Origin of the sequence: Allobosea vaviloviae (assembly GCF_001298265.1) — a bacterium.
GTDB classification, from domain to species: Bacteria; Pseudomonadota; Alphaproteobacteria; order Rhizobiales; family Beijerinckiaceae; genus Allobosea; species Allobosea vaviloviae_B.
Genome location: NZ_LGSZ01000031.1, coordinates 122,443 through 137,606, shown reverse-complemented (window position 1 = coordinate 137,606; position 15,164 = coordinate 122,443). Strand labels below are relative to the sequence as shown.

The window sequence follows — 15,164 nt, the reverse complement described above, 5'->3', positions numbered from 1 at the left end:
AAAGGCTTGCCGTTGACTCAGCCTGCCCCCGCATGCGACGCCGCGCCATGACACACGCGACCGCCCAGACCGCCTCGAAGCCCCTGCGCATCGGCCTCGCCGGGCTGGGAACCGTCGGAGCGTCCGTGCTGCGCATCCTGCGCCGGCAGGAGAATGCGCTGGCTGCCCGCTGCGGCCGCGCCATCCGCGTCACCGCCGTGTCCGCCCGTGATCGCACGCGCGATCGCGGCGTCGATCTCGGCGGGCTGCATTGGTTCGACGATCCGGTCGCGCTGGCCACATCCGGCGAGATCGATTGCCTGGTCGAGTTGGTCGGCGGTTCCGACGGCCCGGCCAAGGCTGCCGTCGAGGCTGCTCTCGCAGCCGGTAAATCGGTTGTCACCGCCAACAAGGCGCTGCTCGCCCATCACGGCATCGCGCTGGCGACGCTCGCCGAGCAGAATGGCGTCGCGCTCGCCTTCGAGGCTTCGTCGGCCGGCGGCATCCCGATCGTCAAGACGCTGCGCGAGGCGCTGGCCGGCAACACTGTCACGCGGCTCTACGGCATCCTCAACGGCACCTGCAACTACATCCTCTCGCGGATGGAGCTCGAAGGCCTGACCTTCGAGGCCTGCCTCAAGGACGCACAGCGTCTCGGCTATGCCGAGGCCGATCCGACCTTCGACGTCGAGGGCTACGACACCGCCCACAAGCTCGCCATCCTCACCAGCCTCGCCTTCGGCACGACCATCGACGCCGAGGCGATCCATGTCGAAGGCATTTCCTCGATCGCGCCGCTCGACCTGAAAATGGCCGACGAGCTCGGCTACCGGATCAAGCTGCTCGGCGTCGCCGAGCGAACCAAGACCGGCATCGAGCAGCGCGTCCACCCGACCATGGTGCCGAAATCCTCCGCGATCGCGCAGGTGATGGGCGTGCTCAATGCGGTGACCGTCGATGCCGATGCGGTGCGCGAGATCACGCTGGTCGGCCCTGGCGCCGGTGGTGACCCTACGGCGTCGGCCGTCGTCGCCGACATCGCCGATGTCGCGCGCGGCACGGCGGGGCTGCCCTTCGGCCTGCCGGTCGCACGCCTCGAGGCAGCCGTGCGGGCGCCGATGCAGCGCCATGAGGGCGGCTATTATGTCCGCCTCTCGGTCATCGACCGGCCGGGCTCCGCCGCTGCCATCGCGACCCGCATGGCCGAGGCCGAGATTTCGCTCGAAAGCATCGTCCAGCGCCGCTCGGAGGCCGCCGCCGCGCGCGATCCGGCCGGCCGCTCCGGTGCGCCCGTGCCGGTCGTCCTTATCACTTATGCCACCAGCGAGGCCGCGATCCGCGCCGCGCTGGACAAGGTCTCCGCCGACGGCCATGTCGCCGACCCGCCGCAAGTCATCCGTATCGAACGGGAGTAGGCAGTCGGCGGCTTAGCCGCCATGATCGCCGCCTGCTGCCCATGCCGAACCAAAGGGAACCGCTCATGTCCGACGATCTCCGCATTTCCTCCTCCCAGATCATCGAGCGCTATCTCTCGATGGAGCTGGTGCGCGTCACCGAGCGCGCGGCGGTCTCTGCGGCGCGCCTGCGCGGCCATGGCAATGAGAAGGCAGCGGACCAGGCGGCGGTCGATGCGATGCGGCGCGAACTCAACCGCCTGCCGATCGACGGCGAGATCGTCATCGGCGAGGGTGAGCGCGACGAGGCGCCGATGCTCTTCATCGGCGAGAAGGTCGGCACGCGGCAGGGCCCCAAGGTCCATATCGCCGTCGATCCGCTCGAAGGCACCACGCTCTGCGCCAAGGACATGCCCGATTCGATCGCCGTGATGGCGATGGCGGAAGCCGGCAAGCTCCTGAACGCGCCAGACGTCTACATGGACAAGATCGCGATCGGACCGGGCTATGCCCGCGGCGTCGTCGATCTCGATGCGTCGGCAACCGACAACATCCATGCGCTCGCCAAGGCCAAGGGCGTCAAGCCGAGCGAGATCTCGACGCTGATCATGGACCGTCCGCGCCATGCCAAGCTGATCGAGGAGGTCCGCAAGACCGGCTGCTCGATCCGGCTGATCACCGATGGCGACGTCGCCGGCGTGATCTACTGCACCGAGCCGCACAAGACCGGCATCGACCTCTATCTCGGCATCGGCGGCGCGCCCGAGGGCGTGCTGGCGGCAGCCGCGCTGCGTTGCGTCGGCGGCCAGATGCAGGGCCGTCTGATCCTCGACACCGAGGAGAAGCGGGCGCGTGCCCTGACCATGGGCATCACCGACCCCAACAAGAAGTACAGCATGGAGGAGATGGCCTCGGGCGACACCATCGTCTGCGCCACCGGCGTCACCGATGGCGGCATGCTCAAGGGCGTGAAGTTCGGCCGCGATGTGATCGAGACCGAGACCATCGTCTACCGCTCGATCACCGGCACGGTGCGCCGCATCCATGGCGAACACCGCGATTTCGGCAAGTTCAAGCTCGACTGAGACCGTCGGTGGCGCGGCCTTCGCGCCCAGGTTGACCGCTGCGAGGCCGGGCTCACGCCCGGCCTTTTTCATGCCCGCCCCTTCTTCACGGCCGCCATCCGGGGACCGCACAGCCGGCATGGTTGACGAAAGCGCCGTGGCGGGCGACGCCTCACCCCATGAGTCTCGAGCACCCCCGCGCCTTTCTCGGCGTCACCCGTTCGGCCTTGGGCCGGCCCTGGCGCGACCGGCTCGATGCAGCAGGCCTGGGCCGAGCCGAGGCTTTGTCCCAGCTCGAGGGCATTCCCGACATCCTCGCGCGGCTGCTGGCGGGGCGCGGCGTCGAGCCCAATGAGGCTGCGCTCTATCTCGAACCCAAGCTGCGCGACCTCATGCCCGATCCTGCGACGCTGGTCGGGATGGAGGCCGCCGCCGCGCGGCTGGCGCGCGCGGTCACCTCGCGCGAGCAGGTTGCGATCTTCGGCGACTACGATGTCGACGGGGCCTGCTCGGCGGCGCTGCTGTCGGGGTTCCTGAGCGAGGCAGGCGCGCGTCCGCGCATCCACATTCCCGACCGGCTGATCGAGGGATACGGCCCCAACAGCGAGGCGATCCGCCAACTGGCGGCCGAGGGCGCGACGCTGCTGGTCACGGTCGATTGCGGCACGACCAGCCATGAGCCGCTGGCCGAGGCGCGGCGGCTGGGGCTCGATGTCGTCGTGCTCGACCACCATCAGGCGCCCGAACGGCTCCCGGAGGTCGAGGCGCTGGTCAACCCCAACCGCCAGGACGATCTCTCGGGCCTCGGCCATCTTTGCGCCGCCGGCGTCGTCTTCCTGGCCTTGGTTGCCACGCGCGCCGAACTCCGCCGCCAGGGCGTCTGGGCCGCGCGCGGGGCCGAGCCCGACCTTCTGGCCGCTCTCGACCTCGTCGCGCTGGCGACAGTCGCCGATGTCGTGCCGCTACGCGGCCTCAACCGCGCCTTCGTCCGGCAGGGCCTCGCCATCCTGCGCGGCCGCGCCCGGCCGGGGCTGGTCGCGCTGATGGATGTGGCCGGGCTCGACGGGCCGGTCCAGGCCTGGCATCTCGGTTTTCTGCTCGGTCCGCGCATCAATGCCGGCGGCCGCATCGGCGATGCAGCACTGGGCGCGCGCCTCCTGCTGACGCAGGACGAGATCGAGGCGCGCGGCATCGCCACTGAGCTCAACCGGATCAATCAGGAGCGCCAGGAGATCGAGCGCCAGGCGGTGATCGAGGCGACCTCGCAGGCCGATCATGCGCTGATGCGCGATGCCGACCTGCCCGTTCTGCTCGCCGGGTCGCCGGACTGGCATCCCGGCATCGTCGGCCTCGTCGCCGCCAGGCTCAAGGAGCGATTCCATCGGCCGGCCTTCGCGCTGGCGCTGAACGGGGAGGGCGGTGCGACGGGGTCGGGCCGCTCGGTGGCCGGCGTCGATCTTGGACGTGCCGTGCGAGCAGCCGTCGAGGCCGGGCTTGCCGTCAAGGGCGGTGGCCATGCCATGGCGGCGGGCGTCATGCTGGCGGCCGGGCAGGGTGACGCCTTCCATGCCTTCGTGACGCAGCGCCTGGCGGCCGAGGTCGGCGCGGCCGGGGCGTCCGAGGCCCTGCCGATCGATGCAGCGCTCAGCGCCGGCGGCGCCACGCCGCGCCTGCTGGCCGAGATCGAGCGGGCCGGCCCGTTCGGTGCCGGCAGCCCGGAGCCGGTCTTCGTCTTCCCGGCGCACCGCCTGACGGACGTCGTCGAGATCGGCAGCGGCGGCCATGTCCGCGTCAAGCTGCGCAGCGGCGACGGCGCGACGGTTGGCGGCATCGCGTTTCGCGTCGCTCACGAGCCGCTCGGCCAGGCGCTGATGGCGGCGCGCGGCGAGAGCGTCCATCTCGCCGCGACCCTGACGCTCAACCGCTGGGGCGGCAACGAATCGGCGGAGTTGCGCGTCCTCGACCTGGCACGTTTAGCCTGAGCGCAGAGCCTTGTCGTCCGGGGCGGTGAGCCAAGATCGCGGTTCGCGCGGCCCTTGCTCATAGGCAACCGCAATCTGGGCCTTGCAGAGCCGGAACGCTGCCACTATACCTCGCCCCGCTTCGACACGGACCCCAGCGGTTCGGAAGCCCGCGACCTTCGTCTATCGGTTAGGACACCAGCCTTTCACGCTGGGGAGACGGGTTCGACTCCCGTAGGTCGCGCCACTTATGTGGCCATATGAATTCGGGTCGGAATCTGCGCCGAACCAGGTGCAGACGGAATCATCGCCACCCTTTGGAATTCTGCATCTAGCGAAGCGCTCGCACGGCGGCTTTGGGCATATCTGCGACCTTATTCGCCGAGGCCCGGCCTAGAACGCTCGCAGGCCCAGCGCGGTCTTGGCCTCTTCGGTCATCCAGCCGAGGCGTTCATAATCGCCGCGCCAATAGACCAACGCAGCATCGATCGGGCCGCACCAACGCCATCGGCTACGGCCTCGGCAGCAAGGCCCGGCTGAGGATTTCGCCGCCCGCGGCGGCCTGCTGCCGTGCGTCATCCGGCCGGGTTAGATGCCGTGCTACCGCAGGCCTTGATCCAGCTGAATGGTCGCCGCGTCAGGCCGTCGCGAAGGCGGTCGCATGGGTGATCTTGACCCGGACCCGCTCGCCGATCGCCGGGGCGACCTGGCTCGTCAGGTCGAGATCGAGCCGCTTGGCGAGGCCAGAGACGGCGATCTCCGCGCGTCGCAGGGGACCGGTGCGGCGGAGTTCTTCTACGATTCCGGGGATGGACAGCGGCACGTCGTCGACGAGCTTGAGGTGATGCGGGCGGACATAGAGCGCGGCCGGACCGCCCTGGTTCTGGGTGAGCCCGCCGAGCACGGGCCGATCATCGAGAAAGGCCTGGCTGCCAACGATCTTCACCGGCAACCGGTTGGCCTCGCCGAGAAACTCGCAGACGAAGGGCGTCGCCGGGTGGTCGTAGACGTCATCGGGCGTGCCGACCTGTTCGAGCCGCCCCTCATGCAGGATCGCGACCCGGTCGGCGAGTTCGAGCGCCTCTTCCTGGTCGTGGGTGACGAACACCGTGGTGTGCCCGGTGCGGCTGTGAAGGTCACGCAGCCAGGCGCGCAGATCCTTGCGGATCCTGGCGTCGAGCGCCCCGAACGGCTCGTCGAGCAGCAGCACCTGCGGCTCGATGGCCAGCGCCCGCGCCAATGCGATGCGCTGGCGCTGTCCGCCCGACAACTGGCTCGGATAGCGCCGCTCGAGGCCCGGCAGTTGAACCAGTTCGAGCAGCGCCTCGACGCGGCGTTTGATCTCGGCACCGTCGGGCCGCTCCGCGCGCGGTCGCGAGCGCAGGCCGAAGGCGATGTTCTCCGCGACCGTCATGGTCTTGAACAGGGCGTAGTGCTGGAAGACGAAGCCGATGCGCCGGTCGCGCAGCGACAGATCGCGGGTGTCGACATCGCCGAAGAGGACGCGGCCGGCATCCGCCTGTTCGAGGCCCGCGATCAGCCGCAGCAGGGTCGTCTTGCCCGAACCGGAGGGGCCGAGCAGCGCGACGAACTCGCCGGGCTGGATGTCGAGCGAGACGCTCCGCAGCGCCTGGAAGGCCTGGAAGCGCTTGTCGATGCCTTCGATCGAGACGGCGACGGTCATGGGACGGTCCCCGCGTTCAGTGGTGGCGCGCGGCGGCGATCGCATCGCCATAGCGCCATTCCAGAAGGGATTTGAGAGCCAGCGTGACCAGTGTGAGCCCCGCCAGCAGCGAGGCGACGGCGAAGGCGGCGGCGCTCATATACTCGTTGTAGAGGATCTCGACATGCAGCGGCATGGTGTTGGTCAGGCCGCGTATCCTGCCCGACACCACGGCCACCGCGCCGAATTCGCCCATGGCGCGGGCGTTGCAGAGCAGCACGCCGTAGAACAGGCTCCATTTCACATTTGGCAGCGTGATCGAGAAGAACACGCGCCAGGGCGATGCGCCAAGCGTCAGCGCCGCCTCCTCGTCGGTCGAGCCCAAGGATTGCATATGCGGGATCAGTTCACGCGCGACGAAGGGGAAGGTGACGAAGACGGTGGCGAGGACGAGCCCCGGCAGCGCGAAGATGATCTCGATGCCGTTAGCCTTGAGAAACGGACCGAGATAGCCCTGTGCGCCAAACAGCAGGACATAGACCAAACCCGAGATCACCGGCGAGACGGAGAAGGGCAGGTCGATCAGGCTGATCAGCAGGTTCTTGCCGCGGAATTCAAATTTTGCGATGGCCCAGGCCGCCGCCACGCCGACCACGACATTGAACGGCACGGCGATGGACGCGACCAGCAGCGTCAGGCGGATGGCCGCGACGGCATCGGGTTCGGTGATGGCCGCGCGATAGGCGCTCCATCCGCGCGCGCCAGCTTCGACGAAGACCGAGATCAGCGGCAGCAGCAGGAAGAGCAGGAGGAAACCGAGCGAGACCGCGATCAGCAGGATCTGCACGAGCCGGCTCTCGCTGCCGATCGGGCGGGCACGGCGCGGTTTCGCGGCTTTGGCCGGGACGGTGGCGTCACGACGGGGCAGGGCGGCCTCAGACATCGCCGAGCCTCTTTCGGGTGCGCGCCTGGATCAGGTTCACCAGCAGGATCAGTGCGAAGGACATCAGCAGCATCAGCGTTGCGATGACGGCGGCGCCGGCATAGTCGAACTGCTCGAGCTTGATCACGATCAGCAGCGGCGCGATTTCCGAGAGCATCGGCACATTGCCGGCGATGAAGATCACCGAGCCGTATTCGCCAACGGCGCGCGCGAAGGCGAGCACGAAGCCCGTCAGCAAGGCTGGCAGGACCGGCGGCAGGATGACCTTGAAGATGGTGCGCAGCCGGCTGGCGCCGAGCAGGGCCGCCGCCTCCTCGATATCGCCCTGGGATTCCTCGAGCACAGGCTGCACCATCCTGACCACGAAGGGCAGTCCGACGAAGATCAGCGCCACCATCACGCCGAGCGGGGTATAGGCAACCTTGATGCCGTAGGGCGCCAGCAGCGCGCCGACCCAGCCATTGGGCGCATAGATCGCGGCCAAAGCGATGCCGGCCACCGCCGTCGGCAGGGCGAAGGGAAGATCGACGGCGGCATCGACGAGACGCTTGCCCGGGAAGTCATAGCGCACGAGCACCCAGGCCAGGATCAGGCCGAAGACGGCATTGACCGCAGCGGCCAAGAGCGCGCCGAGGAAGGACAGACGCAAGGCCGCCAGCGTGCGCGGCGAGGTCGCGATCGCCCAGATCTCGGCGGGGCCCGCGCTCGCCGCCTTGATGAACAGGGCCGCGAGCGGGATCAGAACGACCAGCGACAGCGCGGTCAGCGTGATGCCGAGCGACAGGCCGAGGCCCGGCAGGATGCTCGGCTGACGCCAACCCGATGAGGCTGTGCTGGCCGTCATTTTTCAGCGCGCCGGCTTGTAGAGCTGGTCGAAGGTGCCGCCATCACCGAAATGGGTGGGCTGCGCCTTGGCCCAGCCGCCGAAGGCACCGTCGATGGTGACGAGATCGACTTTCGGGAAGTTGGCGATGTCCTTGGGATCGGCCGCTTCGGGATTGCGCGGACGATAGAAATTCCGGGCGATGATCGCCTGCGCCTTGGGCGTGTAGAGGAATTCGAGATAGGCCTGCGCCTCGGCCCGGGTACCCTTGGCGTCGACATTGGCATCGACGAGCGCCACCGGCGGCTCGGCCAGGATCGAGAGGCTGGGCACGACGATGTCGAACTTGTCCTGTCCGAATTCTTTCTTTGCCAGGAAGGCCTCGTTCTCCCAGGCGAGCAGGAGGTCCCCCGTACCGCGCTGGGTGAAGGTGGTGGTGGCGCCGCGCGCGCCGGTGTCGAGCACCGGCACATTGGCGAGCAGCTTGCCGATATAGTCGCGGACCTTGGCGTCGTCCTTGTCGAAGGCCTTTTCGGCATAGGCCCAGGCCGCGAGATAGTTCCAGCGCGCGCCACCGGAGGTCTTGGGGTTGGGCGTGATGATCTGGACGCCTGGCTTGACCAGGTCGCCCCAGTCCTTGATCGCCTTTGGGTTGCCCTTACGGACGAGGAACACGATCGTCGAGGTGTAGGGGGAGGCATTGTCGGGCAAGCGCTTCTGCCAGTCGAGCGGCAGCTTCCTGGAGCGCTGGGCAATCGCATCGATGTCGCCCGCGAGAGCCAGCGTCACGACATCCGCGTTCAGCCCATCGATCACGGTGCGCGCCTGCGCGCCCGAGCCGCCATGCGACTGGCGGATCGTGGTGATCTTCTTCGCGTTCCTGGCGTTCCAATCGGCGATGAAGGCGGCGTTGATCTCACGGTAGAGTTCGCGCGTCGGATCGTAGGACACGTTCAGCAGTTCGGTCTGGGCGCGGGCGCCGGCGACGATGCCGAAGCACAACGAGAAGGCTCCCAGAACGAGGCCGGACTGAACCAGGCGGCGAAATGAGGGGCGGGACATCGTGCTCTCCGTTGTTGGGAACAGTCCGACAGCTTGGTCAGAATGTTCTTTTTACAGAACAAAGCGTATGCTGAACCAGTTCGGCCGACAACGCTTCGGGGCAGCACCGTGTTTCAAAATTGGCCGATTCCGGAGAACACACTACCGAAGCTCGGCCTTGTTGAAGAAGCCTGTTTTTAGGCCTCCCGTCCGCATCGTGAGAAGCGTTCGCTTCGTCAGATCCCGTCGCCCAGAACATTCTCCGCCAGGGATCGGTTCCGTGCCTGGCGCCGCCGCCATGTGGCATGAGCCGCCGTCCAGGCTCCGCCGAGCAGCACGGGCCGCAAGACCAGATCCGACGCAGCGACCAGCAAGGCCATCGGGAGGCTTCCCGTCAAGCCATAGACCAGCCCGCCGATCAGAAGGCTTGCTGCCGCTTGGCCGAGGCCGAGGCCGGCGACCGCCGCCCGTCGCGCCGAGCCGGGCGATCCGGCATGGCGGCGCAGCTTAGAACGCAGCGCGGCAAAGCCGCTCTCGGAGCGAGCGCCGGTCTCGGCTGGCTCAGGATCGTCCTCGGCGATGAAGCCGAACGCGACCGTCTCATGGCTGATGCGGTCGATCAGGATGAAGCCGCCGAGTTCGGTGCTCTCGGCGAAAGGCAGGACGGCCAGCGGCCTGTCGAGATCGATCGTCGCCAGTCCGATGTCGTTCATCGCCAGGCCCGTCACCGGCACCTGCGCCAGCGTGGCCACGTCGATGCCGTGATGCAGCGTCCTGACCACCACATGGGCCTGGCTGCTGGCGAGCTTCAGCGCATAGGAGCCACCCAGTGCCAGAGGAGCCTCGCCGGTCCAGAGCAGGCGCGCCGCCAGCTGGCGCCGCACGGGTGGGCGATGGGCGACTGCGACGAGCACGTCGCCGCGCGAGATGTCGATCTCGTCTGCGATCGTGACGGTCAGCGCCTGTCCCGCGGCGGCGTGCCCGGCATCGCCCGCGGGCGTCAGGATGCGCGCGACCCGGCTGGTACGGCCCGACGGCAGGACGGCGACGGCGTCGCCGATCGCGAGATGGCCGCGGGCGAGATTGCCGGAATAGCCGCGAAAGCTGGAATTGGGCCGGTTGACCCATTGCACCGGCAGCACTGCGCCGGGATGGGCCGCGTTGCCGGCCTCGATCGCCACCGTCTCGAGATGCTCGAGCAAGGGGGCGCCCTGATACCAGCCCATCGACGCCGACGCGCTCGTGACGTTGTCGCCGTCGCGCGCCGAGATCGGGACGAATCGGATCTGGGTGAAGCCGAGCCCTGCGACGGCGCTGCGATAGGCGGCACAGATGCGCTCGAACACGCCCTGATCATAGCCGACCAGATCCATCTTGTTGACGGCCACGACGACGTGGCGGACGCCGACCAGCGAGACGATGAAGGAGTGCCGCAGCGTCTGACTCAGGAGGCCGAGCCGTGCATCGACCAGAATGACGGCGAGGTCCGCGGTCGAGGCGCCCGTGGCCATGTTGCGGGTATATTGTTCGTGGCCGGGCGTGTCGGCGACGATGAAGGAGCGTCGAGGCGTCGAGAAATAGCGATAGGCGACATCGATGGTGATGCCCTGCTCGCGCTCGGCGGCCAGCCCGTCGACGAGCAGAGCGAAATCGACTTTGTCACCCTGCGTGCCGAATTTGCGCGAATCCCGCTTGAGAGCACCGAGCTGGTCCTCGAAGACCGCGCCCGTCTCGTAGAGTATCCGGCCGATCAGCGTCGACTTGCCGTCGTCGACCGAGCCGCAGGTGATGAAGCGCAGGAGCGAACGGGTCTGGAGCCCGTCGTCATTGGCCGGACCGTTTCCCGGCAACGGCGCCTCGGCGGCGCGCTGCCGGGCCTTGAGGGCACTCATCAGAAATAGCCTTCCTGCTTCTTCTGCTCCATCGAGCCGGACCCGTCATGATCGATGACGCGCCCCTGCCGCTCGGAACTCTGCGATGCGCGCATCTCGGCGATGATGTCGGTCAGGGTCGTAGCGCCGCTTTCGATGGCGCCCGTCAGCGGATAGCAGCCGAGCGTGCGGAAGCGGACCATGCGGGTCTCGACGACCTCGCCCGGCTGCAGCGGCAGCCGTTCGTCGTCGCGCATGATCCAGGCGTCGCCGCGGCGGACGACCGGGCGTGGCGCGGCAAAATACAACGGTACGACGGGGATGCTTTCGAGCGCGATGTAGTCCCAGACGTCGGCTTCCGTCCAATTGGACAGCGGAAACACGCGAAAGCTCTCGCCCGCCTTCTTGGCGGTATTGAACAGTGACCAGGGCTCGGGCCGCTGGTTCTTCGGATCCCAGCGATGATCGGCGCTGCGGAGCGAAAAGACGCGCTCCTTCGCGCGTGTCTTCTCCTCGTCACGACGCGCCCCGCCGAAAGCGGCATCGAAGCCGTGCATGTCCAGCGCCTGCTTCAGGCCTTGCGTCTTCATCACATCGGTATGGATGCGCGATCCCGATGCGATCGGATTGATTCCCGCTTTCACGCCGTCCTGGTTGATATGGACGATGAGATCGAGCCCGAGCCGAGCCGCGGTCTGGTCTCTGAAGGCGATCATCTCCTGGAATTTCCAGGTCGTATCGACGTGGAGCAGAGGGAAGGGCGGCTTGCCGGGGCTAAACGCCTTCATCGCGAGATGCAGCAGCACGGCGGAATCCTTGCCGACGGAATAGAGCAGCACCGGGTTCTCGCAGGTCGCGACGACCTCCCGCAGGATGAAGATGGCCTCTGCCTCCAGCCTCTGGAGATGGCTGGGGGCGATCATGGCCGTGTCTCCGGCTGTTGCACGCGCACGAGGCGGCCGTCGGCCCCGACATGCAGCCCGCATTCCTTCGCGGCGTCCTGCTCCCACCACCAGCGTCCAGCGCGCTCGGGCTCGCCGGGCGCGATCGCGCGCGTGCAGGGCGCGCAGCCGATCGAGACGAAGCCGCGCTCATGCAGCGGGTTCAGAGGCACGTCGAATTCGTGCGCCACAGTGAGAACCTGTTCGCGGGTCCAGTCATGCAGAGGGTTGATCTTGGTCAGGCCGCGTGCGGCGTCATGCTCGAAAAATCCGGTCGCCGCCCGTGCCTGCGACTGGTCGGCGCGCAAGCCCGTGACCCAGCCGGCGGCGCCTGCCAGGGCACGTTCCAGAGGGACGAGCTTGCGCTGGAAGCAGCAGCGCTGGCGTGCAGCAAGCGAAGCCTTGAAGCCGTTGATGCCCTGTTCGCTCACAAGCGTCTCGACCGCGCCCGCATCCGGCAGAAAACCGGCGATGGCGATGCCATAGCGCTGCTCGGTTTGCGCCCAGAGATCGTAGGTCTCGGGAAACAGGCGGCCGGTGTCGAGGGTCGCGAAGGCGATGGCGCGCGCCAGCCCGGCCTTCACGATGAGGTCCGTCAGGAGCTGGTCTTCGAGCCCGAAGCTTGTGGTGAAGACCAGCCGACCGGGAACGTCGGCCGGCAGATACCGCAGCCGATCGATGACCCGATCAGGCGCAAAAGGCATGGACGGAGGATGGGGGGCTGGGTTGGGCACGCCATTGTCGGCCATTTTGGAGCTTGTCACCGTCAGAACGGCGCCTTGTGACAGAAGTAACCAGCCCGCAGCCCGTGGTGCTACGGATTCGTTCGGGAGGGCGATGTCGTGAGGGCTACGCCTGTTAAGGTGGAAGCCTGCGACCTGTGTCGACGACCAACAACGAAGCGCTCAGGCGATCGAGAGCGTGAATCGAAGTTTCTGATGAAGATGCTTGTCTACTAAATCAGTCCTGTTGCAGGTTTTGATCAACTCTTTACGATCCCAAGACTTGTAAAGTGTCGACGAATAGAGCTTGAAGGTCAATAAAATCCATTTTCAAAGATCGCTGCCGAATGGAAATGAATCCGCTGTTCTGCGGACCCTAACGCTGGGTTCCTTCTTCCTGCTTCAGCCCATCCATCCTGAGTGGCGGCCTGATCGGCTCGCCCGTTTTCCGGGGGGCAGGAGCCGGCGCCCAGCGCTTCGTCTGTCTCCAGCGCCGCAGGGTGAGGAGGGCCGACCTGAACATGACACCGTCCCGGCGGCCCTGACACATATGCTAAGCCGCATCGGGCATGTGCCTGATCAACTTGTCCAAGGTGATCGGATAATCGCGGACCCGCACGCCGGTCGCGTTGTAGATGGCGTTGGCGATCGCAGCCCCAACCCCGCAGATGCCGAGTTCCCCCACGCCCTTCGCCTTCATCGGGGAGGACATTGGGTCGGTCTCGTCGAGAAAGATCACGTCCTGATGGGGTATGTCGGCATGAACGGGCACCTCGTATCCGGCGAGGTCGTGGTTGACGAAGAAGCCGCGGCGCTTGTCGACGGCCAGCTCTTCCATCAGGGCCGCACCGGCGCCCATCGTCATCGCCCCAATGACCTGGCTGCGGGCCGTCTTCGGGTTGAGGATGCGCCCGGCGGCGCAGACCGCGAGCATGCGCCGGATCCGTGTCTCGGCGGTGGCGGTATCGACGCTCACCTCGACGAAATGGGCACCGAACGTCGATTGCTGATGCGTTTCGTCGAGGTCCCCGTATTCGATCGTGTCTTCTGCGGTCAGCGGGCCCGACGCGGCCGCGCTTGCCAGGGGAAGGCTGCGGTTGCCGGCCTTGACGTCGCCTCCTTCAAAAACCGCTTCGCCGGAATTGATCCCGAGCTTCTGCGCCACGGCCTCGCGCAGCTTGACGCAGGCGGCGTAGACGCCGGCTGTCGCGCTGTTGCCGCCCCATTGCCCGCCCGATCCGGCCGAGACGGGGAAGGCGGAATCGCCGAGCCTCACGACGACCTTGTAGAGGTCGACCCCCAGCATCTCCGCGGCCGTCTGGCCGATGATGGTGTAGCTGCCGGTGCCGATGTCGGTCATGTCCGTCTCGACCGTGACGATGCCCTGTGAGTCCAGGCTGACGCGCGCTCCCGACTTCATCACGATGTTGTTGCGGAACGCGGCGGCGACGCCAAATCCGATGAGCCCATGGCCGTCGCGCATCGTGCCGGGGCGCGCCTGGCGGCGGCTCCAGCCGAACCGCTCAGCGCCGACGCGGAAACACTCGCCGAGTTGCCGCATCGAGAACGGCCGCTCCGGCTTCTCGGGATCGACCTGCGTATCGTTGAGCATGCGGAACGCGATCGGGTCGAGCGACAGCTTCTCGGCCATCTCGTCCATCGCGATTTCGAGCGCCATCAGCCCCGGAGCCTCGCCCGGCGCCCGCATCGCGTTGCCTTCGGGCAGGTCGAGTTCGACGAGCCGCATCGCCGTCATCCGGTTCGCGCCGGCATAGAGCAGCCGCGTCTGCTGAACCGCGACCTCGGGGCCGCCGCCGGGCAGGTCGCCAGACCAGCTCTCATGGCCGATGGCCGTGATCTTTCCCTCGCGGGTCGCGCCGATGCGGATACGCTGGATCGTCGCCGGCCGATGCGTCGTGTTGTTGATCATCAGCGGACGCTGCAGCGCGACCTTGACCGGGCGTTTCGCCGCCCGCGCGCCCAGCGCCGCCAGCAGCACGTCGGAGCGCAGGAACAGCTTCCCGCCGAAGCCGCCGCCGATGAAAGGCGACATGATGCGGATGTTGTCCTTGGAGATGCCCAGCGTCGCCGCCATGTCGGCGACGCCCCAGGCGACCATCTGGTTGGAGGTCCACAGCGTCAGCCGCTCGCCTTCCCAAGCCGCAAGCGTCGCATGCGGCTCCATCATCGCGTGGCTTTCGTCCGGCGTGGTATAGCTCTGGTCGAGCTTGACCTGCGCGCTCTCGAACGCGCCGGGAAAGTCGCCGACATTGGTATCGTCGAGGCTCGGATCGTCGCCCTCGGGCTTCTTGCCGCTGTCCTTGACCTTCTTGAGGTCGAACGTGCCCTTGGTGGGCGCATAGGCGATCTCGACCAGGCTCGCCGCGGCGCGCGCCTGCTCGAAGCTCTCGGCGACGACGAGCGCCACGGCCTGGTGATAGTGCTCGATCTCGGGTCCGGCGAGCAGGCGCGCGGTGTTGCGCTTGCCCTTGTTCAGCTTGCCGGCCTCCTTCGCCGTGACGATGGCAAGGACGCCCGGCGCCTTGCGGGCAGCGTCGAGCTTGATGGACGCGATCCGCCCCTTGGCGATGCCGGCGCCGACGACATAGCCATAGGCCTGGTTGGCTGCGACGTCGTGATGTTCATAGGCATAGCGAGCGGTGCCGGTGACCTTGCGCGCGCCGTCGATGCGGTCGCGCGGCTGGCCGACCACCTGCAGCCGGTCGATGGGGTTGTCGGTCGCGGGTTTGTCGAATTTCATG

General features: G+C 67.4%; 11 protein-coding genes and 1 tRNA gene. 4 read left to right on the top strand and 8 right to left on the bottom strand.

Annotated features, from left to right (window positions below):
* The first annotated feature begins 47 nt into the window (after nucleotides 1-47).
* From AE618_RS09450 to AE618_RS09435, 4 genes are all read left to right on the top strand, one after another.
* Nucleotides 48-1,394 carry a homoserine dehydrogenase gene (locus AE618_RS09450; protein ID WP_054208892.1) on the top strand — a complete coding sequence of 449 codons (1,347 nt, stop codon included), beginning with the start codon at nucleotides 48-50 and terminating at the stop codon, nucleotides 1,392-1,394.
* A gap of 65 nt (nucleotides 1,395-1,459) precedes the next feature.
* Nucleotides 1,460-2,458: a class II fructose-bisphosphatase gene (gene glpX / locus AE618_RS09445; protein WP_054208891.1), complete on the top strand. Its 999-nt coding sequence runs from the start codon at nucleotides 1,460-1,462 to the stop codon at nucleotides 2,456-2,458.
* A 158-nt stretch (nucleotides 2,459-2,616) separates the two neighbouring features.
* A complete protein-coding gene (gene recJ, locus AE618_RS09440) occupies nucleotides 2,617-4,419 on the top strand; it encodes a single-stranded-DNA-specific exonuclease RecJ (protein ID WP_054208800.1) in 1,803 nt (600 codons plus the stop codon).
* Between the two features lie 151 nt (nucleotides 4,420-4,570).
* A tRNA-Glu gene (locus AE618_RS09435) sits at nucleotides 4,571-4,645 on the top strand.
* A gap of 390 nt (nucleotides 4,646-5,035) precedes the next feature.
* Here the strand turns inward: AE618_RS09435 and AE618_RS09430 are convergent.
* The 8 genes from AE618_RS09430 to paoC form a co-directional block, all read right to left on the bottom strand.
* Nucleotides 5,036-6,082, bottom strand: a complete 1,047-nt coding sequence (locus tag AE618_RS09430) for a sulfate/molybdate ABC transporter ATP-binding protein (protein ID WP_248310807.1) — start codon at nucleotides 6,080-6,082, stop codon at nucleotides 5,036-5,038.
* Nucleotides 6,083-6,098: 16 nt separating this feature from the next.
* Entirely contained in the window at nucleotides 6,099-7,004 is a 906-nt protein-coding gene (gene cysW / locus AE618_RS09425) for a sulfate ABC transporter permease subunit CysW (protein ID WP_054208798.1), read from the bottom strand.
* The gene (gene cysT, locus AE618_RS09420) at nucleotides 6,997-7,848 is read right to left on the bottom strand and encodes a sulfate ABC transporter permease subunit CysT (RefSeq protein ID WP_054208797.1); all 852 of its coding nucleotides are present in this window, start codon (nucleotides 7,846-7,848) and stop codon (nucleotides 6,997-6,999) included. Before cysT ends, cysW begins: the two co-directional genes overlap by 8 nt.
* Nucleotides 7,849-7,851: 3 nt before the next feature.
* Nucleotides 7,852-8,889, bottom strand: a complete 1,038-nt coding sequence (locus AE618_RS09415; RefSeq protein ID WP_054208796.1) for a sulfate ABC transporter substrate-binding protein — start codon at nucleotides 8,887-8,889, stop codon at nucleotides 7,852-7,854.
* A 215-nt stretch (nucleotides 8,890-9,104) separates the two neighbouring features.
* Nucleotides 9,105-10,760, bottom strand: a complete 1,656-nt coding sequence (gene cysN, locus AE618_RS09410; protein WP_054208795.1) for a sulfate adenylyltransferase subunit CysN — start codon at nucleotides 10,758-10,760, stop codon at nucleotides 9,105-9,107.
* A complete protein-coding gene (cysD, locus tag AE618_RS09405) occupies nucleotides 10,760-11,662 on the bottom strand; it encodes a sulfate adenylyltransferase subunit CysD (protein WP_054208794.1) in 903 nt (300 codons plus the stop codon). The genes cysN and cysD overlap by 1 nt, the downstream gene beginning before the upstream one ends.
* Nucleotides 11,659-12,384: a phosphoadenylyl-sulfate reductase gene (locus AE618_RS09400; protein WP_054208890.1), complete on the bottom strand. Its 726-nt coding sequence runs from the start codon at nucleotides 12,382-12,384 to the stop codon at nucleotides 11,659-11,661. Before AE618_RS09400 ends, cysD begins: the two co-directional genes overlap by 4 nt.
* Before the next feature lie 571 nt (nucleotides 12,385-12,955).
* Nucleotides 12,956-15,163, bottom strand: a complete 2,208-nt coding sequence (gene paoC, locus AE618_RS09395) for an aldehyde oxidoreductase molybdenum-binding subunit PaoC (RefSeq protein WP_054208793.1) — start codon at nucleotides 15,161-15,163, stop codon at nucleotides 12,956-12,958.
* Nucleotide 15,164: the final 1 nt, after the last annotated feature.

Bases quoted from the DNA above. Each gene is read 5' to 3' on its own strand.
- paoC (WP_054208793.1), bottom strand. From the start codon at position 15,163: ATGAAATTCGACAAACCCGCGACCGACAACCCCATCGACCGGCTGCAG.
- AE618_RS09430 (WP_248310807.1), bottom strand. From the start codon at position 6,082: ATGACCGTCGCCGTCTCGATCGAAGGCATCGACAAGCGCTTCCAGGCC.
- AE618_RS09400 (WP_054208890.1), bottom strand. From the start codon at position 12,384: ATGCCTTTTGCGCCTGATCGGGTCATCGATCGGCTGCGGTATCTGCCG.
- AE618_RS09450 (WP_054208892.1), top strand. From the start codon at position 48: ATGACACACGCGACCGCCCAGACCGCCTCGAAGCCCCTGCGCATCGGC.
- recJ (WP_054208800.1), top strand. From the start codon at position 2,617: ATGAGTCTCGAGCACCCCCGCGCCTTTCTCGGCGTCACCCGTTCGGCC.
- cysD (WP_054208794.1), bottom strand. From the start codon at position 11,662: ATGATCGCCCCCAGCCATCTCCAGAGGCTGGAGGCAGAGGCCATCTTC.
- cysN (WP_054208795.1), bottom strand. From the start codon at position 10,760: ATGAGTGCCCTCAAGGCCCGGCAGCGCGCCGCCGAGGCGCCGTTGCCG.
- cysW (WP_054208798.1), bottom strand. From the start codon at position 7,004: ATGTCTGAGGCCGCCCTGCCCCGTCGTGACGCCACCGTCCCGGCCAAA.
- AE618_RS09415 (WP_054208796.1), bottom strand. From the start codon at position 8,889: ATGTCCCGCCCCTCATTTCGCCGCCTGGTTCAGTCCGGCCTCGTTCTG.
- glpX (WP_054208891.1), top strand. From the start codon at position 1,460: ATGTCCGACGATCTCCGCATTTCCTCCTCCCAGATCATCGAGCGCTAT.
- cysT (WP_054208797.1), bottom strand. From the start codon at position 7,848: ATGACGGCCAGCACAGCCTCATCGGGTTGGCGTCAGCCGAGCATCCTG.